Annotated in this window: 20 protein-coding genes; 14 read left to right on the plus strand and 6 right to left on the minus strand. The window is 65.4% G+C overall.

Annotation, left to right across the window (positions count from 1 at the left end):
* Positions 1 to 103 precede the first annotated feature (103 nt).
* The 3 genes from ACVOLO_RS02670 (at position 104) to ACVOLO_RS02680 (ending at position 2,653) form a co-directional block, all read left to right on the plus strand.
* On the plus strand, positions 104 to 475 hold the full coding sequence (locus ACVOLO_RS02670) for a BlaI/MecI/CopY family transcriptional regulator (protein ID WP_481568842.1): 372 nt from the start codon (positions 104 to 106) through the stop codon (positions 473 to 475).
* Positions 459 to 2,036, plus strand: a complete 1,578-nt coding sequence (locus ACVOLO_RS02675; RefSeq protein WP_481568730.1) for a TonB family protein — start codon at positions 459 to 461, stop codon at positions 2,034 to 2,036. The genes ACVOLO_RS02670 and ACVOLO_RS02675 overlap by 17 nt, the downstream gene beginning before the upstream one ends.
* Before the next feature lie 80 nt (positions 2,037 to 2,116).
* Entirely contained in the window at positions 2,117 to 2,653 is a 537-nt protein-coding gene (locus ACVOLO_RS02680; RefSeq protein ID WP_481568731.1) for an energy transducer TonB, read from the plus strand.
* A gap of 57 nt (positions 2,654 to 2,710) precedes the next feature.
* Here ACVOLO_RS02680 and ACVOLO_RS02685 read toward each other — a convergent pair whose 3' ends face one another.
* Together ACVOLO_RS02685 and ACVOLO_RS02690 are read right to left on the minus strand one after the other, a co-directional pair.
* A complete protein-coding gene (locus ACVOLO_RS02685; protein WP_481568732.1) occupies positions 2,711 to 3,538 on the minus strand; it encodes a S1/P1 nuclease in 828 nt (275 codons plus the stop codon).
* A 114-nt stretch (positions 3,539 to 3,652) separates the two neighbouring features.
* Complete coding sequence (locus ACVOLO_RS02690; protein WP_481568733.1) at positions 3,653 to 4,297, minus strand: OmpW/AlkL family protein; 645 nt, start codon at positions 4,295 to 4,297, stop codon at positions 3,653 to 3,655.
* 207 nt (positions 4,298 to 4,504) lie between these two features.
* Here ACVOLO_RS02690 and gap point away from each other — a divergent pair, with 207 nt between their 5' ends.
* The 4 genes from gap to ACVOLO_RS02710 all read left to right on the plus strand — a co-directional run bounded on the left by gap (position 4,505) and on the right by ACVOLO_RS02710 (position 10,485).
* The gene (gene gap / locus ACVOLO_RS02695; protein ID WP_481568734.1) at positions 4,505 to 5,506 is read left to right on the plus strand and encodes a type I glyceraldehyde-3-phosphate dehydrogenase; all 1,002 of its coding nucleotides are present in this window, start codon (positions 4,505 to 4,507) and stop codon (positions 5,504 to 5,506) included.
* A 296-nt stretch (positions 5,507 to 5,802) separates the two neighbouring features.
* Positions 5,803 to 8,523 (plus strand): DUF2339 domain-containing protein, encoded by a 2,721-nt coding sequence (locus ACVOLO_RS02700; RefSeq protein WP_481568735.1) that lies wholly within the window; start codon positions 5,803 to 5,805, stop codon positions 8,521 to 8,523.
* A complete protein-coding gene (locus tag ACVOLO_RS02705) occupies positions 8,520 to 9,905 on the plus strand; it encodes a DUF3999 domain-containing protein (RefSeq protein WP_481568736.1) in 1,386 nt (461 codons plus the stop codon). The genes ACVOLO_RS02700 and ACVOLO_RS02705 overlap by 4 nt, the downstream gene beginning before the upstream one ends.
* A 136-nt stretch (positions 9,906 to 10,041) precedes the next feature.
* Positions 10,042 to 10,485, plus strand: a complete 444-nt coding sequence (locus ACVOLO_RS02710; RefSeq protein ID WP_481568737.1) for a hypothetical protein — start codon at positions 10,042 to 10,044, stop codon at positions 10,483 to 10,485.
* 39 nt (positions 10,486 to 10,524) lie between these two features.
* Here ACVOLO_RS02710 and ACVOLO_RS02715 read toward each other — a convergent pair whose 3' ends face one another.
* Positions 10,525 to 11,082, minus strand: coding sequence for a GNAT family N-acetyltransferase (locus tag ACVOLO_RS02715; protein WP_481568738.1), 558 nt, complete (start codon positions 11,080 to 11,082; stop codon positions 10,525 to 10,527).
* Between the two features lie 83 nt (positions 11,083 to 11,165).
* Between ACVOLO_RS02715 and ACVOLO_RS02720 the strand changes: the two genes are divergently transcribed.
* The 5 genes from ACVOLO_RS02720 to ACVOLO_RS02740 all read left to right on the plus strand — a co-directional run bounded on the left by ACVOLO_RS02720 (position 11,166) and on the right by ACVOLO_RS02740 (position 17,990).
* Positions 11,166 to 12,344 (plus strand): phosphoglycerate kinase, encoded by a 1,179-nt coding sequence (locus tag ACVOLO_RS02720; protein WP_481568739.1) that lies wholly within the window; start codon positions 11,166 to 11,168, stop codon positions 12,342 to 12,344.
* Positions 12,345 to 12,486: 142 nt separating this feature from the next.
* Entirely contained in the window at positions 12,487 to 13,131 is a 645-nt protein-coding gene (locus ACVOLO_RS02725; RefSeq protein ID WP_481568740.1) for an HAD hydrolase-like protein, read from the plus strand.
* Positions 13,132 to 13,491: 360 nt separating this feature from the next.
* Complete coding sequence (gene pyk, locus ACVOLO_RS02730; protein WP_481568741.1) at positions 13,492 to 14,958, plus strand: pyruvate kinase; 1,467 nt, start codon at positions 13,492 to 13,494, stop codon at positions 14,956 to 14,958.
* Positions 14,959 to 15,398: 440 nt separating this feature from the next.
* A complete protein-coding gene (locus tag ACVOLO_RS02735) occupies positions 15,399 to 16,403 on the plus strand; it encodes a class I fructose-bisphosphate aldolase (protein ID WP_481568742.1) in 1,005 nt (334 codons plus the stop codon).
* A 258-nt stretch (positions 16,404 to 16,661) separates the two neighbouring features.
* Entirely contained in the window at positions 16,662 to 17,990 is a 1,329-nt protein-coding gene (locus ACVOLO_RS02740; protein WP_481568743.1) for a M1 family metallopeptidase, read from the plus strand.
* 237 nt (positions 17,991 to 18,227) lie between these two features.
* On the opposite strand, the gene ACVOLO_RS02745 is transcribed toward ACVOLO_RS02740, so the two are convergent.
* From ACVOLO_RS02745 to cysG, 3 genes are all read right to left on the minus strand, one after another.
* Positions 18,228 to 18,803, minus strand: a complete 576-nt coding sequence (locus ACVOLO_RS02745) for an O-acetyl-ADP-ribose deacetylase (protein WP_481568744.1) — start codon at positions 18,801 to 18,803, stop codon at positions 18,228 to 18,230.
* Between the two features lie 171 nt (positions 18,804 to 18,974).
* Positions 18,975 to 19,934 carry a cysteine synthase A gene (gene cysK, locus ACVOLO_RS02750; RefSeq protein WP_481568745.1) on the minus strand — a complete coding sequence of 320 codons (960 nt, stop codon included), beginning with the start codon at positions 19,932 to 19,934 and terminating at the stop codon, positions 18,975 to 18,977.
* A 21-nt stretch (positions 19,935 to 19,955) separates the two neighbouring features.
* Positions 19,956 to 21,497, minus strand: coding sequence for a siroheme synthase CysG (gene cysG / locus ACVOLO_RS02755; RefSeq protein WP_481568746.1), 1,542 nt, complete (start codon positions 21,495 to 21,497; stop codon positions 19,956 to 19,958).
* An 88-nt stretch (positions 21,498 to 21,585) separates the two neighbouring features.
* Here cysG and ACVOLO_RS02760 point away from each other — a divergent pair, with 88 nt between their 5' ends.
* Both ACVOLO_RS02760 and ACVOLO_RS02765 read left to right on the plus strand, forming a co-directional pair.
* On the plus strand, positions 21,586 to 22,569 hold the full coding sequence (locus ACVOLO_RS02760) for a LysR family transcriptional regulator (RefSeq protein ID WP_481568747.1): 984 nt from the start codon (positions 21,586 to 21,588) through the stop codon (positions 22,567 to 22,569).
* A gap of 113 nt (positions 22,570 to 22,682) precedes the next feature.
* A complete protein-coding gene (locus tag ACVOLO_RS02765; protein WP_481568748.1) occupies positions 22,683 to 23,126 on the plus strand; it encodes a DUF2946 family protein in 444 nt (147 codons plus the stop codon).
* Positions 23,127 to 23,158 lie beyond the last annotated feature (32 nt).

Here is a 23,158-nt window from a genome sequence, read left to right on the forward strand (position 1 = left end):
GGTGCCGGCATTACAGCATGCGGCTGCTGAATCACCTGAGGAGGCCTTGACACGGGATTCGTTTACTCATGTAATCAATGAAAATTTACGGATGTAAACGATGATCCGGATCAGTGAAGCCGAAGCGGTGGTGATGGAGGTGCTGTGGCGTGCGCATCCGCTGTCCGCAGATGAGGTGATCGCACGCCTGCCGGGCGGCAATGAATGGGCCGAAGCCACGGTAAAGACCCTGCTCAATCGCCTGCTCAACAAGGCCGCGATCAGTGCGACCAAGGACGGCCGCCGCTTTCTGTATACGCCGCTGGTGCAGCGTGATGCCTGGGTGCTGGAAGAAAGCAGCAGTTTGATTGAACGCTTGTTCGATGGCCGCGTTGCGCCGCTGGTGGCGCATTTCAGCCAACACCAGAAGTTGAGCCGTGATGATGTGGCCGAGCTGCGCAAACTGCTGGAGGCACTGGATGATGAGCAGCACTGAGTTGCTCCGCGCGTTGCTGATGACCGCGCTGGCGGCGAGCGCGGCGATGACGGTGGTCATCCTGCTGCGAACGCCGGTGCGGCGTTGGCTGGGGGCCAGTGCAGCCTATCTGCTGTGGTTGGCAGTGCCGGTGACCACGTTGGCGGTATTGCTGCCGGCACCGCGTGTCGTCGCTACCGCGATGCAGGCCGGTGATACAGCACCAGGCATTGGTGCGGTGTTTGTCGAGCCGCTGTACTCCTTGCCGATGTGGCCAGTGGCATTGCTGGTTGTGTGGGCATGCGGGGCAGTACTGGCGGCGTGGGCATTGATGCGCCAGCAGCGGCGCTTCGTGCGCGGTCTTGGCAATGTGCAGCAACGGCCGGATGGCCTCTGGCAGGCGCAGGTGGTGCAGGGCCTTCCTGCAGTGATGCGGGTATGGCGTCCGCGAATCGTCCTGCCCGCTGATTTTGAACAGCGCTACACGCCGCAGGAGCAGCAGCTTGTGTTGCTCCATGAGCAATTGCATGTGCAGCGTGGCGACATTGTCATCAACGCGCTGCTGGCACTGATGCAATGCGTTTATTGGTTCAATCCCCTGCTGCCTCTGGCCTTGCGCCGTTGCCGCGACGATCAGGAGTTGTCATGCGATGAGCGCGTTGTTGCCCGCATGGGCGGCGCGCGTCGCAGCTATGGCGAGGCCATGCTCAAGACCGGCTTGGCATCGTCGCCGTTGCCGGTGGGTTGCCACTGGCAGAACCACCACCCGTTGAAGGAGCGTATCGCCATGTTGAAGCGCCCGGTTCCCGGCAGGAAGCAGTGGCTGATGATGGGCACGTTGTCGTTGATGATGTCGTGCGGATTGGGCTACGCCGCATGGGCGGCACAGCCGGCCACGCAGCAGGCTGCGGCTGAGGGTGCTTTGCATGCCATCGCACTTGAAGTGGATGCCGATGGCGAACGCCAGCAGTTCCAGATTCGCGAACAACTGGGCAAGCCATTCGCATTCGCGCTGCAGTCCGGCAAGGGCGTGACCTGGAATGCGGAGTTCACGCTGGAGGCCGCCGATGCCGGGCAGTTGCGCCTGGTCGGCGAATTGGAGGCCGATGGTGTCGTGGCATCACGCCCGCGCCTGCTGATCGCCATCGGGAAAACTGCCCAGGTGAAAGTGTCCAACGCTGAAGGCGGCTCGCTGCTCGATGTGCTGTTGCGGGTGTCGCCAGTGGAATCTGCACGACAGGATGCCGTCGCAGGCAACGGGCACGCGGCCGTCGAGCCGGCGTCCACGCCGGCGAGCATTCCGGGCTTTGCGAAGATGTCGCCGCCGCGCTATCCGCCGAGCATGCATACCGGCGAGGTGTGGTTGAAGATTGATGTGGCCGCCGACGGCGCAGTGGCGGCGGTGGTGGTTGACCGTAGTTCCGGCCACGCGGATCTGGATGCCGCCGCAGTGGAGGCTGCCCGTGGTTGGCGGTTGAACCCGGGCAGCAGAAACGGCAAGGCGGTTGCCGGGCAGGTGCGCGTACCTGTGCGCTTTGAGATGGACGAAACCACAACCCAGACCTCGGAGCTGACCTCGTGATTGGTTCTTTCCCGCGCCGCCTGTCGTGGTGGTCACAGGCAAACCGGCGGAGAGCATGCGTTGTCGCGCTGGGTCTTGCGGTGAGCGCCTGTTCAACCACGGCACCGCGGCAGGAGGCTGCGGACAATCGCTACAACCTTGGCCAGCGTCTGCTTGCGCCGGAGAGCAATGGTGGCAGTGCCGGGGCGATCCAGGCCTATACGCTGGCGGCGACGGAGACCTTTCGCATGCCCGAGCCGCGCAATGCACCCGCGCCGGTCATGCCGGAAGACTACGCGCGGCAGACCTTGCCGCTGACCACCTTGTGCGTGCGTGTGATCGTGGCGGCCGATGGCCGTGTCGAGCGGGTGGAGCCCCTGCTGGAGCACACCAGCTGTGCCGCAGGGCGCGAATCCGAACACGCCTCGCTGCTACAGGCCGCGATGGATGCGGCAACGCAATGGGTGTTCCAGCCTGCGGCAATCTGCCATTTCGCACCCGGAATGACTGCCGCCAGTGCCGGTGATTGCACCGGCGCGCAGCGGGTGGAAGAGGTGCCGGTAACGCTGCTGTATGCCTTCACCTTCGAGGTGGTGAAAGGGCAGGCGCAGGTGCGCAGCCAGAGCGGCCTGCGCTGACGCACCGATTGCCAACTGCAGAACGGGTGGAGCACTGCGGCGGTCCACCCGCGCGGCTCAAGGCTGATCCAGCAGCGTGTTCAACAGTGCGGCCAGGCGCTCACCGGCCAGGCGTACCTGCGCTTCGGCAACGGGGCGCCAGGTGTTGGCGTAGTGCTCGTCCACTTTCCGTGACGTCGGGTAGACGTCCTTGCGCATGGCGATATGGCAGGACTCCACGGCCCAGTGCGGAGCATCGTGCTGCAGGTCAGGGCGGCCCGGCACAGCGTCGGGTGCGGGAAGTGTGAGCAGTTGCTGCAGGAACTGGTCGTCGTTGCGCTGTTGGGCATAGAACATGCCGCTGTCCCACAACGAGTGCAGGTTGGTGCCGCGCCCATCGAACTGCAGCTGGTACGTGTTGCCTCCCCGGTCGTGGCCGTAGCCGGCATGCATCGGCTGGTGGATGTCACCCATCAGGTGCACCACGAATTTCAGTGCCTGCAAACGGGCGGCATCGGAATTGCTGCGGTCGGCCAGCAGGGCGGACTGCGTCTTGAGGGCTTCGACCACGCACTTGCCATCCGGGCATTGCGTGGGTTGAACATAGGCGCAGTCCTGCTCGCCCATGTTGATGTAGTGCCAGCCCGCCGAGCGCCTGCCCAGGCTGGGGTCCTGCGCACGCAACTGGTCGGCCCACGGGGCGATGCTGTCCAGCGTGGCGCCGGGCTCGGCAGCGAGCAGGCGCTGGACTTCGGCCTTGGCCTGCGGGTCCAGCAGGGGTTCGGCGACACGTGCGACCAGCCGGTGGCCTTGCGCACCCCACGCCCAGGCTTGGCCGGGCAACAACGAAGTAATGACGAACGCGGCAAGCAGCAGCGGCAATTGGCGGGTGGAAAACGTTTTCATCGCCGCATTCTAGCGGCATGGGCGTGTTCCTTGGCATGCCGCACAAGGCAAAACCGCTCCCACCGGGAAGGCCCGGGGGAGCGGCGTGCTTGCCTTGCAGGTTTAGCGCAGGGCTCAGAACTTGAAGACGTATGCCATGCCGTAGACCAGCGGATCGATCTTGGCGGTGCCCAGGTTGGCGCCGTTGACCTTCACCTTGGTGTCGATGTCAGCCCAGCGCATATCCACACGCAGCGCGCCCTTGTCGCTCAGTGCGATGTCCATGCCCGCATGCGCGGCCAGGCCCCAGGAGTCTTCCAGCTTCAGCTTGGTGCCGGCCAGCGCGCCCTTGCTGTCGGTGCTGAAGAACTTGGTGTAGTTCACGCCCAGGCCGACGAACGGAGTGACCTTGCTGCTGTTGGCGAAGTGGTACTGCAGCGAGACCACCGGCGGCAGCTGCTTGGTTTCGCCGACCTTGCCGACCCCGTTGATGCTGACTTCGTGCTTGAAGGGCAGCGCGCCCAGCACTTCGATGCCCACGTTGTCGGCGACGAAGTATTCAAAGGTGACGGTCGGGCGGACACTGCTGTCGACCTTGGTCGGCAGGGCACCCAGGCCCAGGGCCGAGCCATTCAGGTCACCGGCATCGGACTTCGGATCGACGGCGTGTACGCCGACACCCAGGGTCCAGTCGCCCTTGGACTGAGCCATGGCGGGAGCGGCGGCCAGGGCCATGGCGGCGGCCAGGCCGGAGAGCAGCAGGGCGGAGGTCTTGCGCATGTTGTTTCCGTTACGTGGTGGAGGTGGCGCCAGTGTCCCGGCCCGGCCCGGTTGTCGCTTTGATCCTGATCAAACAAGCGTTTGCGCTCAGCCGGCAGTCAGTAGTGCTGGCCGAAGGCAAGGGCAGTAGTGGCTGGTGGTGCTGTTAGAATGGCGGCCCCTTTCCATCCCGCCGCAACGGGTTTGCGGCCGCAGGAGCTTGTGAACATGGCAATCAAGGTCGGCATCAACGGTTTCGGGCGCATCGGGCGCAACGTGCTGCGTTCGGCAGTGCTGAACTTCGGCAACGACATCGAGATCGTGGCCATCAACGATCTGCTGGAGCCGGACTACCTGGCCTACATGCTCAAGTACGACTCGGTGCATGGCCGCTTCAAGGCCGACGTGGCCGTCGAAGGCAACAACCTGCTGGTCAACGGCAAGAAGATCCGCCTGACCCAGGAGCGCGACCCGGCCAACCTGAAGTGGGGCGATGTGGGCGTGGACGTGGTCATTGAGTCCACCGGCCTGTTCCTGACCAAGGAAACCGCGCAGAAGCACCTTGATGCCGGCGCCAAGAAGGTGATCCTGTCGGCCCCGTCCAAGGACGACACGCCGATGTTCGTGTTCGGCGTCAACGACAAGACCTACGCCGGCCAGGCCATCATCTCCAACGCCTCGTGCACCACCAACTGCCTGGCCCCGCTGGCCAAGGTCATCAACGACAAGTGGGGCATCAAGCGCGGCCTGATGACCACCGTGCATGCGGCCACCGCCACCCAGAAGACCGTTGACGGCCCGTCCAACAAGGATTGGCGCGGCGGCCGCGGCATCCTGGAGAACATCATTCCGTCTTCCACCGGCGCAGCCAAGGCCGTGGGCGTGGTGATTCCGGAACTGAACAAGAAGCTCACCGGCATGAGCTTCCGCGTGCCGACCTCGGACGTGTCGGTGGTCGATCTGACCGTCGAGCTGGAAAAGGAAGCCACCTACGCCGAGATCTGCGCCGAAGTGAAGGCACAGAGCGAAGGCGCGCTGAAGGGCATCCTGGGTTACACCGAAGACAAGGTGGTGGCCACCGATTTCCGTGGCGAGACCCACACCTCGGTGTTCGACGCCGAAGCCGGCATCGCCCTGGACGGCACCTTCGTCAAGCTGGTCAGCTGGTACGACAATGAGTGGGGCTACTCCAACAAGTGCCTGGAAATGGTGCGTGTTGTCGCTGCCTGATTCACCGGCGGCATGAATGAAGAAAGGGCGCCTTGAGGGCGCCCTTTCTTTATGGGCGATGGCATTGCGCTGCCGGGCGGGGGCGAACCGGATGGAGCGGGCCCGTAGATGCAGACGCTGCTTCGGCCTGCCCTCGGCACCCGCCACGCGGGCACGCCTTGATGGGGCGGGGCATGCGGTTCCGCAGGGCAGGTATCTGCCCCGGCGGGGGCGGCCCCAAAGGGGGCTGGCTGTCTTGCGTTTCCATCACGCGTGGATAAGGTGGTGCGGCACCCTTACGGGGACAAGGACGGGAAATGGACGGAACGTTGGTGTTTTGGGGATTGATATTGCTGGCCGTGGTATTGGCCGTCCCCGTGTTGCTGGTGATGGCGCTGGTTTCGGTGGCGTCGCTGAAGCGCCGCGTGGCCGCGCTGGAAGCGGCGGCTGCGCAGGCGCAGCGTAGCCCGGCAACTGCAGCGCCGGCGGCACTGCCAGAGGCGTGGATGGAGCCGGCGCTACACGACGGGAGTGAGACGGCTTCGTCAGCGGTTGAGACGCAGGCGGCGCCAGCTCCGGCCCAGCCCCCGGCGCCGGAGGCCAGCGTGCCGCCGATTCCGCCATTGCCCGAGCCGGCCCCGCCTGTGCGTGTTCGCGCCGAGCCGGCCCCTGCGCCGCGTCAGGAACAGGAGTGGGTGCCGCCCGCGCCTGCGGCGCCCAACTTCATCGAGCGTGGCCTCGAGCACGTCAAACAGTGGTTCACCAGCGGCAACGTGCCGGTAAAGGTGGGCATGCTGGTGCTGCTGGCCGGCGTGGCGGCGTTGTTGAAGTACGCCAGTGACCAGGGCTGGCTGAGCATGCCGATTGAATTCCGCCTGGCGGGTATCAGCGCGGCGGCCTTGACCGGGCTGGTGTTCGCCTGGCGCAAGCGCGAGAGCCACCGCACCTTTGCGTTGGCGTTGCAGGGCGGCGCCATCGGCGTGCTGCTGCTGACGGTGTTCGCCGCGTTCAAGATCTACGGCCTCATCGATGCCGTGCCTGCACTGTTGATCAGCGTGGTGTTGATTGCCGGCATGTCGGTGATGGCGGTACTGCAGGAATCGCGCACGCTGGCCATCCTCGGTGTGCTGGCCGGTTTCATGGCGCCGATCTGGCTGTCCAGCGACAGCGGCAATCATGTCGGGCTGTTCTCGTACTACGCGCTGCTCAACGCCGGCATCTTCGCCATTGCCTGGGTGCGGCCGTGGCGCATCCTTAACCTGCTCGGCTTCGTGTTCACCTGGGGCATTGGCACGGCATGGGGCGTGATGGACTATTCGCCGGCCAAGTTCAGCAGCACCGAGCCGTTCCTGGTGTTGTTCTTCGTGTTCTACCTGTTGTTGCCATTGTTGTACGCGCGCAAGCTGGCGACCCCGGGCAGCGCCCGTATTGATGGCTGCCTGCTGTTCGGCACGCCGCTGATTGCCTTCAGCCTGCAGGCAGCGCTGTTGCAGGGCGAGCGCATGCCGCTGGCGCTGTGTGCGCTGGGGGTGGCGGTGCTGTACGCCGTGCTGGCACGTGCACTGATCAACAAGGAGCGCCTGGACGTACTGGCGCGTGGCTACGCCATTCTTGCCGTGGGCTTCGCCACGCTGGCGGTGCCGCTGGCGTTGTCGGCGCGGGCCACTGCATCGGTGTTTGCATTGGAAGGTGCCGGCCTGGTCTGGCTGGGCCTGATGCAGAATCGCCGCCTCGCGCGCTGGAGTGGCATCGGCCTGCAACTGGCCGCTGCAGTGGCGTTGATGATTGGCAGCATCCGCGGGCTGCATGACGGAGCGGTGGCCATTGCCAATGCCGCCTTCATGGGCGCCCTGCTGATCGCGCTGGCCGGCTTTGCCACGGCCTGGTTGTATCGCGGCGTTGGGAAACTGCATGTCGCTACCGTGGCCTATGTGTGGGGCCTGGTCTGGTGGCTGGGCAATCTGATCATGGAAATCGGCGACTTTGTTGCCGTCGGCAGTCGCCTGCATGCGGTGCTGGTGATGCTGGGCGTAACCGGCTGGCTTGCGGCGGAAGTGCAACGCCGCGCACCGGCGCTGGTGTTGTCCCTGACCACGCTCGGTTGCCTGCTGCTGGCGTTCCCGGTGGCCTTCCTGCAGTTGGCCGAGTACGGCCAGCCGTTCGCGGGCCACGGTGTCTGGGCGTGGCCGCTGTTTGCCGCACTGGGCCTGCGCAGCCTGTTGTGCCTGCGCGCCGGCAGCGGCGTGGTTGCTGGCCTGGCACAGTTGGCCTGGTTGCTGTTGTGGCCGACCGTGCTGTCGTTGCTGGCCTGGTACATCGGTGACCGCTTCACGCTTGCCGACGGCTGGGTTGGCCTGCTGCTGGCCTTGCCGTGGTTGCTGCTGGCGGTGCTGTCGATGCGGCATTGGTCGTGGCTGTCGCAACCGTTGGGCGCGGCGTTTGATCGCTACCGCCCGGCGTTGCAGCTGGCGGTGTTCGGCGTGTTGGGGCTGTGGTGGCTGGTGTCGCTGGCCAGTGCGGGCGGCGCAGCGCCACTGCCGTGGATCGTGGTGTTCAACCCGTTGGAACTGGCCGAAATGGCGGTGCTGGTACTTGCTGCGATGCGCCTGTGGGAAGGGCGTGGCGGGCGTGTTCCGCCGCAGCAACTGGTGGGCATGGCCGTGGCCGGGCTGGTGCTGGTCACGGTGATGACGTTGCGCGCGGTGCATCACTGGGGCGGCGAGGCGTGGAGCGAAAACCTGCTTGGCACGCAATTGGCGCAGACCAGCCTGACCGTGGTGTGGAGTCTGCTCGGCGTGGTCGGCTGGGTGTCGGGCTCGCGTCGCGGGCAGTGGGGGTTGTGGCTGGCCGGCGCGATCCTGATGGGCGTGGTGCTTGCCAAACTGCTGTTGGTGGACCGCAGCAACCTGGGTGATCTGCTGGGCATCGGTGCGTTCATTGCCTACGGCCTGCTGTGCACGCTGGTCGGCTGGCTGGCGCCGGCACCGCCGCGCCGTGCCGTGGCCATTCGGAACAACAATGAGGAAACACCCGCATGATCAAGCGTCTGTTGTGGCTGGCCCTGCTGCCATTGAGTGCACAGGCCGCCGATGATTTCGCCCGGCAATGGCCGCTGCAGTTGTCGCAGGCGGACGTCGGTGCGTACCGGGTGCCGCTGGATGCGGCGGTGTACACCGCCGCGCATTGGCGCGACCTGCGCGATGTGCGGGTGATTGACGCGGACGGCAAGCCGGTGGCCAGTGCGGTGTATGCCGCGGCCACGCCGTTGTCCGGCCCGTTGCGCACGGTGGATCTGCAGTGGTTTGCCTTGCCGGTCGCCGCCGCGACGGCCGATGACGATCTGAGCGTGGTGGTGCAGCGTGATACCACCGGCAAGGTGCTGTCGATCCGCAATTCCGTGACCAGTGCGGGTGCGGTAGCGGCGGTGGATCCGGTGTGGCTGGTGGACCTGGGCGATGACGCCGGCAAGCTGCGCGCGTTGTCGGTGGATTGGGCCGATGCGGACGCGACGCTGGATCTGGGCTATCGCCTGGAGGGCAGTGACGACCTGCGTGGCTGGCAGGTGCTGGATCCGCAGGTGCGGCTGGTGCAGTTGAACAATCAGGGGCGGGCGCTTCGCAACAACACCGTCAAGGTGGAAGCCGGCCTGCGCTACCTGCGGCTGGTGCCACTGCAGCGCACCGGCGCGCCGGCACTGCGCGGTCTGCGGGGCGAGATGGCCGATGTCGTGGAGAGCGGTGATTGGCAGTGGCAGGAGCTGACGGCGGGCGCGGGCAGCAACGCCAGGGACGGTTACCTGTATGCACTGCAGGGCCGCTTGCCGGTCCAGCGCCTGGACGTGGTGATGCCGGCCAACAGCGCGGTGAGCTGGAGCGTTTTCAGTCGCGACGCGGATCGCCCCGGTGCGGATGGCCAAACGCCGGATTGGCAGATGCTGACGCAGGGCTGGAACGCCTGGAGCTTGAACGCGGCAGGAAAGCAGCAGCGTTCGGCCGCACTGGAGACCTCGGGCATCATCACCGACCGCCAATGGCGCCTGCTGGCCGAGCCGGGGTCGGTGCCGTCGGAAGCGCCGCTGCTGCGCCTGGGCTACCGGCCGGGCAGCGTGGTGTTTCTGGCGCAAGGGCGCGCGCCGTACCTGCTGGTTGCCGGCAGCGCCAATGTTGCCGGGATGCAGGCCGCGCTTGATCCGATGCTTGATGCCCTGCGTACGCGCAATGGTGCGCAATGGCAGCCGGTGGCAGCGACCTTGGGCGAGGGCGTTGTGCGCGCGGGCGATGCCGCCTATCAGCCGGTCAAGGCGCCGCGTGACTGGAAGAACGTCGTGCTGTGGGGTGTACTGATCCTGGGCGCGCTGGCTGTGGCTGGGTTTGCTTTCAGTCTGTTGCGCAGCCAACGCCCGGACAAAAAGGATATCTGAGGTAGTGCCGAGCCATGCTCGGCAATGGCTTCGCTGGCAAAGACAAAGCAGAACGTGGCCCCGCTCTGCAGCCGCTGACGGGCGTCACATGCTACTGAAATCACCTGCCCTGGAAACGAGTTGGCCTTGATCGACGATGTCCAGAAGATTCCCGAAGCCTGAAGGACCTTCCGCAGACGAACTGGCGTTCGCCGCACCACTTTTTACGCCGATTTTCTCGCTGCTCGGCCTTTGCTTCACGTCATCGTCGTTGTTCGAGCGCGATGGAATTGCCTTGTTTTCCCCATTGATAGCGATTGTTTCCGTCGCGTTCGGCTATATCGGTCTGATTTTTGTGTGCGTTCCCGTGATGGCGTTGCTGGCATGGGCGCGCCGCCTCAATGCCGTACGCCTGTGCTTCTACACCACGCTGATCGGCGCGGGGTTGTGGGCCGCATTTTCGGTTTCCGGGTCCGCAGAGCGAACCGAATTGGATGACCTGCTGTCAGCGTTGTTCGTCGGTGGGCTATGCAGCTTGGGCGTCACCGCGACGTTCTGTGCGCTTGGGAAGATTCCATTGTTCGGACGGCAGGGGCTGTAGCGCTAACGCCTCAGCGGAGCATGGCTCCGCTCTACAACGTCAGCCTGCTTTGAAGTCTTTCCGCAGCAGGCCATAAAACGCGCTATCGCAGATTTCGCCATTGACGTGCCAGCGCTCGCGCAGCAGGCCTTCGCGGACGAAGCCCAGCTTTTCCAGCAGGCGCCACGATGCCTCGTTGCGCGGGTCGACATCGGCTTCCACGCGGCGCAGCTGCAGTGTGTCGAACAGATATTCAAGTATCAGCCGCAGTGCTTCGCTGGCCAGACCGCGGCGTTGCCAGTGCGGATGCAGGCTGTAGCCGATCTCGGCGCGGCCCTGCGCCTGGTCCAGCGCGAATACCGCACTGGTGCCGATCAACTGGTCGCTGGCGGCGTCGGCAATTGCCCAGACCAGGATGTCCTGCTCACGGCGCTGGCGCTGGATATCGGTGATCCTGGCTTCGGCCTGGGCCAGTTCGGTCCAGGCCGGGTAGCTCCAGTAGCGCATCACCCCGGGATCGGAGTGGATGGCGAACAGGGCCGGTGCATCGTCAACGCGGACTTCGCGCAGCTGCAGGCGCGCGCTGTGCAGTTCAGGTTGGGCAAGGCGGGGTTGCATCTGAAAGCGTCCTTGGGTTTGCCCCCGGTGGACGGGGCGGGCGAAAATGGCGGTTTCCCATCCCCAGCGGAGCAGATCCTGCCATGTCCATCGTTCGCATGACCGACCTCGACCTTTCCGGCAAGCGTGTATTGATCCGCCAGGATCTGAACGTGCCGATCGACGAGGCCGGCAAGATCACCTCCGAGCAGCGCATCACCGCCTCGCTGCCGACGCTGAAGCTGGCGCTGGAAAAGGGCGCTGCCGTGCTGGTTACCTCGCACCTGGGCCGCCCGAAGGAAGGCGTGTGGAGCCAGGCCGATTCGCTGGCGCCGGTGGCCAAGCGTCTGTCCGAGCTGCTGGGCGTGGACGTGCCGCTGGTCAAGGATTGGGTGGATGGCGTTGACGTGGCCCCGGGCAAGATCGTGCTGCTGGAGAACTGCCGCATGAACGTGGGCGAGGGCAAGGACGACGAGGCGCTGTCGAAGAAGTACGCCGCGCTGTGCGACGTGTTCGTGATGGATGCCTTCGGCACCGCGCACCGCGCGCAGGCCTCCACCCACGGTGTGATCCGCTTCGCCCCGGTTGCCGCCGGCGGCCCGCTGCTGATGGCCGAGCTGGACGCGCTGGACAAGGCGCTGGCCAACCCGGCACGTCCGTTGCTGGCCATCGTTGCCGGCTCCAAGGTCTCGACCAAGCTGGAGCTGCTGTCCAGCCTGGTCGGCAAGGTCGACCAGCTGATCGTTGGCGGCGGCATCGCCAACACCTTCATCGCCGCTGAAGGCCACGGCGTGGGCAAGTCGCTGGTCGAGAACGACCTGCTCGACACCGCGCGCAAGATCGACGCCGACGCCAAGGCACGCGGTGCTGAAATCCCGCTGCCGGTGGACGTGGTGGTGGCCCCGGCCTTCGCTGCCGACGCACCTGCCACGGTCAAGGCGGTGGATGCGGTGGGCGCCGATGACATGATCCTGGATATCGGCCCGCAGACCGCTGCCCAGTACGCCGCGCTGATCGCCAAGGCCGGCACCGTGGTGTGGAACGGCCCGGTCGGCGTGTTCGAGTTCGACGCCTTCGGCAAGGGCACCGAAGCACTGGCGCGTGCCATTGCCAGCTCCAGCGCGTTCTCCATTGCCGGCGGTGGCGACACCCTGGCGGCGGTGGACAAATACGGTATCGCCAAGGAAGTGAGCTACATCTCCACCGGCGGTGGCGCGTTCCTGGAATTCCTGGAAGGCAAGACGCTGCCGGCGGTGGCCGCGCTGGAGGCTCGCGGCGCGTGAGAACGTCCTCGCGAACCTGTTGCGCTCGCCCTGTGGCCCGCGTGTGGTGCTCACAATGCTCACGTATTCCACATACGTTGCGCTTGCTCCGCTCCACCACGGACCACAGGTCATCGCTCACGACGGATCGTGAGGACGTTCCATGAGCCGCGATGTTTTCTTTTTCGATCTCGACGGCACGCTGATTGATTCGGCCGTCGGCATCACCCGTTGCGTGGCCTATGCATTGGAGAAGCTGCAGCAGCCGGTGCCGCCGATGGCCGAACTGCGCAAGTGGATCGGCCCGTCGCTGCGCACCAGCTTCACGCCGCTGTTGGGCGATGCGCAGCGGGTGGAGCAGGCGGTTGCGCTGTACCGCGAACGCTTCGAGGTGACTGGCTGGCAGGAGCACGACATCTACGCCGGCATTGGCGAGGTCGTGCAGGGGCTGCACGCGGCCGGGCATCGCCTGGCGGTGGTCACTGCCAAGAACGAGCCGCACGCGCGTCGCATCGTCGCGCACCTGCCGTTCGGCAACTGCTTCGAGGATGTGATCGGCGCGACGGAAGATGGTTCGCGCAGCGACAAGCCGGAACTGATTGCCGAGGCGCTGCAGCGCCTGTCCTTGCCAGCGGCGCAGTGCTGGATGATCGGCGACCGGCGCATGGATATCGAAGGCGCGCGCCATCATGCAATGCGCAACGTCGGTGTGCTGTGGGGCTTTGGTGGCCGCGAGGAACTGGAAGCGGCTGGTGCCGGGGCCGTAGCAGCGGCGCCGGAAGCGTTGGTGGCCTTGCTGCGGGGCTGACGCGCGCAGGGATCGTGTGCAGGTGAATGCAGGGCTCCGGTTTCCGGGGCCCTTTTCATTTTGGGCCATCGTTCTGGCTTGACCAGTTCCGTGCAGGCCCGATGAAGTGCCTCCTGTCTGCGCCCTTGCGCAGGCCATCGCGGGGCACCCACGGCGCCGTCCTGGCGTCGTCGCTGGAATTGCCCTGGCCTGCGCAGGCTGCCCGCAGGACTTGCGTTGTCATGCCGCATGGCATGTGCAGACAGGTTGTCCGGCCTGCCTTCGGGACATTGCATAAAGTGTTTTATGAAATCGTGCACGACATCGTTGTCATGCGGTGAATGTGCTAATTTCGATGGCTTCATAGGGAGACCAAGCACCATGACCGAACGCCAGCGACGCACCAAGATTCTTGCCACCCTCGGCCCGGCTACCGACGCGCCAGGGGTGCTGGATGAACTGTTCCGCGCCGGCGTCAATGTGGTTCGCCTGAACTTCTCCCACGGCGATCCGTCCGGCCAGGCCAAGCGTGCCGCGGATGTACGCGCCGCCGCCCAGCGGGTCGGCGTGGAAGTGGGCATCCTGGCCGACCTGCCGGGCCCGAAGATCCGCATTGAGCGCTTTGCCGAAGGCAAGGTGCAGCTCAAGGCCGGTGATCGTTTCGACCTGATTGCCAGCACCGAGGCTGGCCCGGGCACTGCCAGCCAGGTGGGCGTGAGCTATCTGGGCCTGCCGCAGGACGTGGGCCCTGGCGATGTGCTGCTGCTCGACGACGGCCTGATGCAACTGCAGGTGGTTGAAGTGCAGGGTGAGCGCATCATCAACACCGTGCTCAACGACGGCGTGTTGTCCGACCGCAAGGGCCTGAACAAGCAGGGCGGTGGGCTGTCGCTGGGCGCGCTGACCGAGCGCGACAAGGAATTGATCGGCATCGTCGCCAAGATCGGTGTGGATTTCATTGCGGTGTCGTTCTGCCGCAACGCGCAGGACATGAACGATGCCCGTGCCATCGCCCGCCAGCATGGCTCCGACGCGGCGCTGGTGTCCAAGATCGAGCGCACCGAAGCCATCGCGAACCTGGAAGAAATTGTCGAGGCCAGCGACGTGGTGATGGTGGCCCGTGGCGACCTGGGCGTGGAAATCGGCGACGCCGAGCTGCCGGGCCTGCAGAAGAAGATCATCAAGGCCTCGCTGGCGCAGAACAAGGTGGTGATCACCGCCACGCAGATGCTGCAGTCGATGGTGGAAAGCCCCATCCCGACCCGCGCTGAAGTGCTGGACGTGGCCAACTCGGTCATCGACGGCACCGATGCGGTGATGCTGTCGGCCGAGACCGCCGCCGGTGCCTACCCGGTCAAGGCAGTCGAGGCGATGGCCCGCATCTGCCTGGGCGCCGAGCGCCAGTTCCAGACCGAAACCGACTTCAACGCCTCGCCGCGCAACCTGGAGCGTGCCGACCAGGCCATCGCCATGGCCACCATGTTCCTGTCCCAGCACGTGGGTGTGCGGGCGATCGTGGCAATGACCGAATCCGGCGGCACCGCGCGCTACCTGTCGCGCTTCCGCGCCTCGGCGCCGGTGTTCGCGGTGACCCGCCATGACGGTGCCCGTCGGCAGATGGCGCTGATGCGCGATGTGTTCCCGATCAATTTCGACAGCCGTGGTTTCACCCCGCGTGAAGCCGCGCGCGGCAGCATCCGCCTGCTGGTCGAGGCCGGGTTGCTGGCGGCCGGTGACCGTGTGGTGTTCACCAGCGGTGAGCACATGGAAACCCATGGCGCCACCAACACCCTGCGCCTGCTGGAAGTGGGCGCCGACGGACGTGCCGGCGGCCTGGGCGAGCTTTGAGCGGGCAAGGCAGGCAACCGCTTCCCAAACCCCCTCCCTTGCGCCGAAGGCGGAGGGGAGGGCTGGGGAGGGGTAGCTTTCCGCAAAGGCAATGAAGACACGAAACCGCGCTTCATGCCTTTGACGGCTGGAGCTACCGCAGCAGCAACAACGTAGGAAACGAGGGCACGCTCGGCCATTCACCGAGAAGCGACCCCTCCCCAACCCTCCCCTTGCCTGCGGCAAAGGGAGGGGGCGGTCATCGAGCTTGTAGGCAGAGAAAGGGCGGGCTCGCGGCAGAGAAGGACGCGGCCATCGGGCTTCGGTCAAAAAGTTGGTCGGAGCGGACAGGAAATGTCCCAACCCAGACTTGAAAGCGGTTCCAGACCTCGCGGGCAGCCAGCCGGTGGGCGAGGCGGGCTATACTTCCGTTTTTCCCGCACCTTGGTTACAGGAATCTCATGAGCATCGAACTGCTGGCTGAAACCGCCCAAGCAATGGTCGCCCCGGGCAAGGGCATCATCGCCATTGACGAATCCACCGGCACGATTGCCAAGCGCTTTGCCAGCGTCGGCATCGAGAACACGGAAGAGAACCGCCGTGCCTACCGCGAGCTGCTGCTGACCACGCCCAAGCTCAACGAGCACATCTCCGGCGCGATCCTGTTTGACGAAACCATCCGCCAGTCGACCAAGGACGGCGTGCCGTTCGCCAAGTACATGTCCGACAACGGCATGATCCCGGGCATCAAGGTCGACAAGGGTGCACACCCGCTGGCCGGCTGCCCGGAAGAGCTGGTGACCGAAGGCCTGGACGGCCTGCGCGAGCGCCTGCAGGAGTACTACAAGCTCGGCGCACGTTTCGCCAAGTGGCGTGCGGTGATCAACATCGGTGAAAGCATCCCGTCGGGCACCTGCATCGAGTCCAACGCGCATGCGCTGGCCCGTTATGCGGCCCTGTGCCAGGAATGCGGCCTGGTGCCGATGGTCGAGCCGGAAGTGATCATGGACGGCGACCACGACATCGAGACCTGCTACGAAGTCACCGAAGCCACCCTGCGCTCGCTGTTTGACGCCCTGTACCAGCAGAACGTCGTGCTGGAAGGCACCATCCTCAAGGCTTCGATGGTCATCCCGGGCACGCGCTGCGACGAGCAGGTGGACGTGGAAGAAGTGGCCGAATCGACCGTGATGTGCCTGAAGTCGACCGTGCCGGCCATCCTGCCGGGCATCGTGTTCCTGTCCGGTGGCCAGAGCGACGAGCAGTCCACCGCGCACCTCAACGCCATGAACCAGCTGGGCAACCTGCCGTGGCCGCTGAGCTTCTCCTACGGCCGCGCCATGCAGCAGGCTGCACTGAAGCTGTGGGCCAAGGACGTCAAGGGCAACTACGCCGCCGCACAGAAGACCGTGTACGAGCGTGCCAAGGAAAACGGCCTGGCTGCACTGGGCAAGTGGGAAGGCTGATAGGCCTTCCTGCGTGATGTGATACACCGAAAACGCCGGCCTCGTGCCGGCGTTTTTTGTTGTGCCGGCGCGATAAAGCCGCGACGCCAGTAGTCTGCCTGGCATGCGTTGTCGGGCTGGAATGAAGAAGTTGCGTCATTGCGGCAAATGCCGGGTGGCCGGGGGGCTGGGATTTTCATCCCGGCCTGCGAGAGCGCAATACTTTCTGCCTGCGAAAGGGGTATGCCTACAATCGGCGTTTCCATTCAGGACAGTCGAATGCATTGCAGAATCGCGCGTGGGTTGTGCACGGCAGTGGCGCTCCTGCTGGCAACGCCAGCGTTTGCAGCATCGACGCGGGGGTTTGATGTCCTGCATTACGCCGTCATGCTGGACGTGGACATTCCTGCGGGCGAAGTGCGTGGTGAAGCAACGTTGCGCGTGGCCGCCGAGGACGCGGCGCTGCTGCAGGTTGTGCTGGACAGTGGCGAACTGGTGATTGATTCGGCCACGCAGAACGGCAAGGCGGTCGTCTTTGAACAGGTGGAAGGGAAACTGTCGATCACCCTGGCCGAACCCCTGCAGCCAAGCGCCGAAACCTGGCTGACGCTGCGCTATCACGGCAAGCCCGCGCACGGTCTGGAATTCTCGGCCGAACGCAATGAGGTCTACACGATTTTCTCCACCAGTCAGTGGATGCCATCGGTGGATGCACCTGACGAACGCGCAACATTGCAGCTTGCCCTGCGCCTGCCAGCGCAGTTGCAGGCAACCGCAGTGGGTGACGTACTGCCTTCGCGGCAACTGGAAGATGGCCGCATCGAACACCGCTGGCATCTGCGCACACCAATGCCGGGTTATGTCTACGGCTTCGCCGCAGGGCCGTATCAGCACGCGGTTGTCCCTCACGGCGATGGACAACTGCATTACTACGCGGTAGATCGTTCACCGGCCGAGTTGCGGCAGGTGTTTTCCGTGACCGGCGACATGCTGGATTTCTTTGCCCGCCGCGCCGGCCTTCCGTTTGAAGGCGACTACCGGCAGGCCCTGGTGGGACGCACCATCGGCCAGGAAATGGCGGGCTTGTCGCTGATGTCCGAAGCCTACGGCAAGCGCGTGCTGGATGACCCGACCCAGCTCGGGCTGATGGCGCATGAGGCCGCGCATCAGTGGTGGGGCAACCGGGTGACCTGCGCCGGTTGGGAGCATTTCTGGCTCAACGAAGGGTTTGCCAACTTCATGACGGCAGCATGGTTGCAGCATGCGCAGGGTGAGGCGGCTTACCAGCAGATGCTGAGTGGCTGGCAGACGCGTGTACGCGCGCTGCGGGAGAAGGGTGCCGACCGCGCGCTGGTTTTCCCGGATTGGAGCAAACCCACGGCGGATGACCGCGCGGTGGTTTACCAGAAGGGCGCGCTGGTGTTGCATCTGTTGCGTCAGGAACTGGGTGATGAGGTGTTCTGGCGTGGGCTGCGCACGTATACGCAGGCCCATGATGGCCGCTCGGTGGTTACCCGGGATTTCCAGCAATCCATGGAAGCGGCGGCTGGACGTTCGTTGCAGCCGTTCTTCGAGCGCTGGGTGTATGGGGTTGGTGGTGAGGTTTGAGGGGGAGTGGTGCTGAGATTTGGGTGCGCTGATTTTCTGGGCTGAAACGCTACCGCTCCCCAACCCTCCCCTTCGCCTTCGGCACAAGGGAGGGCGTAGAAGCGGTGTCCGCTGTAATCTGACAGTCCCTGCACAACCGCCCCCTCCCTTGCGCCGAAGGCGAAGGGGAGGGTTGGGGAGGAGTAGCTTCAAAATTGCAGAGAGGCCGAACGCAGCAGTCTTCACTCAACAACCAACTCAACCCATCGCCGGTTTCAGGTCTTCCAGCAACTGGCTTTTCTGTACCCCGCCCGCATCGGCCAAGGCCTGCTGATAAATCTTGAATGCCGCCGCGTTGTAGGCCACCAGAATGATGCGCAGCGGGCGCGTGTGGCTTTTCTGCCAGGTGAGCGTTTCGGTGACGGCGATGCCGGCGGCCTGGTGCAGCGGGTAGCCGTAAACGCCGCTGCTGATCGCAGGAAAGGCAATGGATTCCAGGCCCATCTGTTCGGCCAGGCGCAGTGATTGCCAATAGCAGTTGGCCAACAGTGCGGCCTCGTCGTGGCGACCATCGCGCCAGACCGGGCCCACGGTGTGGAAGACATGGCGCGCGGGCAATGCATGGCCGCCGGTAGCGCGGACTTCGCCGGTGGGGCAGCGCACGCCTGGGCGCAGTTCGGGCAATTGTTCGCATTCGGCCAGCAGGCCGGGGCCTGCGGCACGATGAATGGCGCCGTCCACGCCGCCGCCGCCCAGCAGGGTTTCATTGGCCGCGTTGACGATGGCGTCAACGGCCAATTGGGTGATGTCGCCCTGCCAGACTTCGATGTTCATGCGTGTGATCTTCCGCCGCCGTATATGAGAGGAACGTGACGGACGCATGCCTGCGCCCGGCGCCGGGCAAGTGTGGTTGCCCGGCGTCTCACGGCACGCGATTGGACGCGCAGGAAAGCACAAAGGCCGCATGTGGCGGCCTTTGTACGGGGTTTAAATGGGTAATTGAGATTACGGAAGACCGGCCAGCCAGTCGTCGTCCGAACCGTCATTGATGTCGGCAAACAGCGGGGTGGAGAAGTAGCGCTCGCCGGTGTCGGGCAGCACCGCCAGGATCACCGAACCGGCTTCGGCCTTGGCCGCCACTTCCAGTGCGGTGGCGACCGTGGCACCGGCGGAGATGCCGACGAAAATACCTTCTTCGGCGGCCAGCCGGCGCGAGGTTTCGATGGCGCGCTCATCCTGCACCGAGTACAGCGCGTCATACACCTCGCGGTTGAGCACTTCCGGCACGAAGTCCGGGGTCCAGCCCTGGATCTTGTGCGGGGTGAATTCCTTGCCGGCCAGCAGCGCGGCGCCGGCCGGTTCGGTGGCGATGATGCGGGTGTCGGGGCGGGCCAGCTTCAGCACTTCGCCCACGCCGGTGAGGGTGCCGCCGGTGCCCCAGCCGCTGACGAAGTAGTCCAGGCGCTTGCCGGCGAAATCACGCAGGATTTCCGCCGCGGTGGTCTGGCGGTGGAAGGCGGGGTTGGCCGGGTTGGCGAATTGGCTGGCCAGGAACCAGCCATGCTGCTCGGCCAGCTCCTTGGCCTTGCGCACCATGCCGCTGCCACGTTCGGCGGCGGGGGTCAGGATGACCTTGGCGCCGTAGGCGCGCATCAGCTTGCGGCGCTCGACGGAGAAGGTTTCCACCATGGTTGCCACGAACTTGTAGCCGCGTGCGGCCGCGACCATGGCCAGCGCCACGCCGGTGTTGCCGGAGGTCGCTTCGACGATGGTGTCGCCGGGCTTGAGCAGGCCTTTTTTCTCGGCGTCGAGGATGATGGCCAGGGCCAGGCGGTCCTTGACCGAGCCGCCGGGGTTGAACGATTCAACCTTGACGTAGACATCCACGCCCGCCGGGGCCAGACGGTTGAGCTTGACCACCGGGGTGTTGCCGATGGTGTCCAGGATGCTGTTGTAAATGGCCATGGGGATCTCCGGGAAAGGCAATCAGGCGGCGTCGGCCAGTGTGGCCGGCGAGGTCTTTGCGGGAAGTGAGGAAACGGTGGGCAAAGCGTGCAGCGGGGCATTGCCGAACCAGTGCAGGTCGTCGGCCAGCGCCGCGACGTCGCCCAGGATGAGCAGGGCCGGGGACTGCACCTGGTGCTGGCGTGCGGTCTCGGGCAGGTCGTGCAACTGGCCGGTGATCACGCGCTGATTGCGGCGCGACCCGTTCTCGACCAGGGCAAACGGTGTGCTGGCGGCCAGGCCGGCGGCGGTCAGGCGCTCGCGGATCTGCTCCAGCGCGGCCACGCCCATGTAGAACACCAGCGTCTGCCGGGCCTTGGCCAGTTCCGGCCAGTCCAGCGTGTCCATTGAATCCTTGCAGTGCGCAGTGACCAGGCGCAGTTGCTGGGCGTGATCGCGATGGGTGAGCGGAATGCCGGCGTAGGCCGCACAGGCCAGGGCGGCGGTGATGCCCGGGACCACTTCGTACGGCACGTCATGGGCACGCAGGAACTGCAATTCCTCGCCGCCACGGCCAAACACGAAGGCATCACCGCCCTTGAGCCGCACCACCCGGCGGCCTGCACTGGTGTGTTCCAGCATCAACGCATGGATGTGTTCCTGCGCGGTGCTGTGGCCCTGCGCGGACTTGCCGACCTCGATGTACTCGGCGTCGCGACGCGCCAGCTGCAGGACGTCGATGCTGACCAGGCGGTCGTAGAGAATCACGTCGGCCTGGTTGAGCGCGCGCAGGGCGCTGAGGGTGAGCAGCCCGGGGTCGCCGGAGCCGGCCCCGACCAACACTACCGAGCCGGTGCTGGCCGTGCTGTGGCCGGCAATGGCCTGTGACAACAAGGCCTGCGCGGCGTCATCCTGGCGGCGACGCAGCAGGCCCAGCAGCGGGCTTTCGATCAGGCGGTCGAAGAACTGGCGGCGCGGGCCCAGTTCCGGGAAGCGGCGGCGGATGCGGTCGCGGTGCTGACCGACCAGTTCCACCAGCTGGCCCCAGGCCTGGTCGAACAACTGCTCCAACTGGCGGCGCACATGGCGCGCGACCATCGGTGCCGCGCCGGCGCTGGAAATGGCGATCTGCAGCGGGCCGCGTTCGACCACGGCGGGCACGTGGAAGGTGGACAACTGCGCGTCGTCCACCACGTTCACGAACAACCGCTGCGCCTCGGCAGCCTCGGCGACGGCGCGGTTGGTGGCGGTGTCGTCGGTGGCGGCGATCACCAGCCAGACATCGTGGGCCAGCCATTGCGTGTCAAAGCAGCCGGGCAGCCACTGCACGCGTTGCGTCTCAACGAGTTCCGCCAGTGCCGGTGACAAGGCCGGCGAGCCCACCCGGGGCAGGGCGCCGGCGTGCAGCAGGGCCAGCACCTTGCGCTCGGCCACCGCGCCACCGCCAACCACCAGTACAGCCCGGCCCTTGAGGGCGGCAAACAGCGGGAACAAGGCAGTGTCCAAGGCGATGGGCAGACTCAACAGGAAGGCCGCTGACCGTAGCGCCGGGCCGGATACGCCCGGAAATGACTTGGGGCGCATGCAAAATAACGTTCGGTTATAAGGACGAGTGGCAATTTGACCTACAGTCAGCTCACACCTTCTTTCGACGTTTCCCGATGACACCGCAATGACCCTGACCCAACTGCGCTACCTCGTTGCCATTGCCGACGCCGAGCTCAACATCACCCTTGCTGCGACGCGGGTGCATGCCACCCAGCCGGGGTTGTCCAAGCAGCTCAAACAGCTGGAGGATGAACTGGGCTTCCTGCTGTTCGTGCGCAAGGGCCGCAGCCTGGAAATGGTCACACCGGCCGGTGAAGAGGTCATCAGCCGTGCGCGCGCTGTACTGGCTGAAGCCAACAACATCCGTACCTATGCAGCCAACCAGCGCCGCGAGAGCCACGGCCAGTTGATCCTGACCACCACCCACACGCAGGCGCGCTTCGTGCTGCCGCCGGCGGTGGCGCGGATCAAGCAGGCCTATCCGCAGGTCAGCGTGCATCTGCAGCAGGCCGCGGAAAGCGACGCATTGGACCTGCTGAGCCAGGGCGATGCCGACATCGCCATCATCAGCACCGCCGGTAGCGAGCCGACCACGGGTATCGCGGTGCCGTTGTACCGCTGGCGCCGGCTGGTGCTGGTGCCCAAGGGCCACCCGCTGGAACGTGCCGGCAAAACCCCGGACATGGCCGCGCTGGCCGCGCATCCGCTGATCAGCTACGAGTCCTCCACGCGCAACAGCTCCTCGTTGCGGCGCGCCTTTGCCTCGCAGGAGCTGGAGCCGGACCTGGCGCTGACCGCGCTGGATGCGGATCTGATCAAGACCTATGTACGTGCTGGGCTGGGCGTGGGCCTGCTGGCGGAAATGGCGGTCAGCGGCAACGACACCGACCTGCGCGCCTGGCCGGCCCCGGCGGCGATACCCGAGTGCATCGCCTGGGCGGTGCTGCCGCGCGACCGCGTGCTGCGTGACTACGCATTGGAGTTGGTGCACGTGCTGGCACCGCAGATCGACAAGCGCGACCTGCGCCGCGTACTCGACGGCAACCAGGAAGCAAACTGGCCGCTGCCACCGACATGGGAATCGTTGACGCAGACGATCACCAGTTGAGAACAGCGCGTCATCCCGACGACGCTGCCTGTCACGGTTGTTCTTCAGTGCGGCAAACGGTCGCACCACGTTGCGCAGGTGGCTGCGGCGTGCGCGGCTAGAATTGCGCGGTCATGCGTTCAGCCCGTTTCACATCCTGGTTTCTGCTGCTGGCCTTCGCCGCCACGTTGTTGATGGCGGTGGCGCCGGTGGTCAGCCGCTGGATGCAGGCCAGTCATGCGCAGCACGCTGTGATGATGGAAACGATGCGTGGTGCTGCAGCGGACACGCATGCCAGCCACCACGGCATGGGCGCCAGCGAACATGCGCTGTATGCCACAGGCAGTGCAACTGCTGAAACTCCCAGGCCGCAAACGCCGGCCGACCCGCATGCCGCGCATGGCGAGGCCTGCGACTACTGCACCATGGCCTCGCGCCTGCTGCCTTGGCTGGCGCTGCTGTTGGTGCTGGCGCCGTTGTTGTACCGGCTTGCGCCGGAATCGCCGCGCACGGTCCATCTGCCGGGCAGCCTGCGCTGGCCGGCACATCCGGCACGCGGCCCGCCGCTGTTCTCCTGAAAGACACCCACCTTTCTTTGCGTCGCGCGCTG

The sequence above is a fragment of the Stenotrophomonas sp. STEN056 genome, from assembly GCF_056759635.1.

What these genes read in the sequence shown, in the direction of transcription:
- ACVOLO_RS02760 (WP_481568747.1), top strand. Translation starts at nt 21,586, where the DNA reads ATGACCCTGACCCAACTGCGCTACCTCGTTGCCATTGCCGACGCCGAG.
- ACVOLO_RS02685 (WP_481568732.1), bottom strand. Translation starts at nt 3,538, where the DNA reads ATGAAAACGTTTTCCACCCGCCAATTGCCGCTGCTGCTTGCCGCGTTC.
- ACVOLO_RS02690 (WP_481568733.1), bottom strand. Translation starts at nt 4,297, where the DNA reads ATGCGCAAGACCTCCGCCCTGCTGCTCTCCGGCCTGGCCGCCGCCATG.
- gap (WP_481568734.1), top strand. Translation starts at nt 4,505, where the DNA reads ATGGCAATCAAGGTCGGCATCAACGGTTTCGGGCGCATCGGGCGCAAC.
- ACVOLO_RS02720 (WP_481568739.1), top strand. Translation starts at nt 11,166, where the DNA reads ATGTCCATCGTTCGCATGACCGACCTCGACCTTTCCGGCAAGCGTGTA.
- ACVOLO_RS02735 (WP_481568742.1), top strand. Translation starts at nt 15,399, where the DNA reads ATGAGCATCGAACTGCTGGCTGAAACCGCCCAAGCAATGGTCGCCCCG.
- pyk (WP_481568741.1), top strand. Translation starts at nt 13,492, where the DNA reads ATGACCGAACGCCAGCGACGCACCAAGATTCTTGCCACCCTCGGCCCG.
- cysG (WP_481568746.1), bottom strand. Translation starts at nt 21,497, where the DNA reads ATGCGCCCCAAGTCATTTCCGGGCGTATCCGGCCCGGCGCTACGGTCA.
- ACVOLO_RS02765 (WP_481568748.1), top strand. Translation starts at nt 22,683, where the DNA reads ATGCGTTCAGCCCGTTTCACATCCTGGTTTCTGCTGCTGGCCTTCGCC.
- ACVOLO_RS02740 (WP_481568743.1), top strand. Translation starts at nt 16,662, where the DNA reads ATGCATTGCAGAATCGCGCGTGGGTTGTGCACGGCAGTGGCGCTCCTG.
- ACVOLO_RS02700 (WP_481568735.1), top strand. Translation starts at nt 5,803, where the DNA reads ATGGACGGAACGTTGGTGTTTTGGGGATTGATATTGCTGGCCGTGGTA.
- ACVOLO_RS02725 (WP_481568740.1), top strand. Translation starts at nt 12,487, where the DNA reads ATGAGCCGCGATGTTTTCTTTTTCGATCTCGACGGCACGCTGATTGAT.
- ACVOLO_RS02705 (WP_481568736.1), top strand. Translation starts at nt 8,520, where the DNA reads ATGATCAAGCGTCTGTTGTGGCTGGCCCTGCTGCCATTGAGTGCACAG.
- ACVOLO_RS02675 (WP_481568730.1), top strand. Translation starts at nt 459, where the DNA reads ATGATGAGCAGCACTGAGTTGCTCCGCGCGTTGCTGATGACCGCGCTG.
- cysK (WP_481568745.1), bottom strand. Translation starts at nt 19,934, where the DNA reads ATGGCCATTTACAACAGCATCCTGGACACCATCGGCAACACCCCGGTG.
- ACVOLO_RS02715 (WP_481568738.1), bottom strand. Translation starts at nt 11,082, where the DNA reads ATGCAACCCCGCCTTGCCCAACCTGAACTGCACAGCGCGCGCCTGCAG.
- ACVOLO_RS02710 (WP_481568737.1), top strand. Translation starts at nt 10,042, where the DNA reads ATGTCCAGAAGATTCCCGAAGCCTGAAGGACCTTCCGCAGACGAACTG.
- ACVOLO_RS02745 (WP_481568744.1), bottom strand. Translation starts at nt 18,803, where the DNA reads ATGAACATCGAAGTCTGGCAGGGCGACATCACCCAATTGGCCGTTGAC.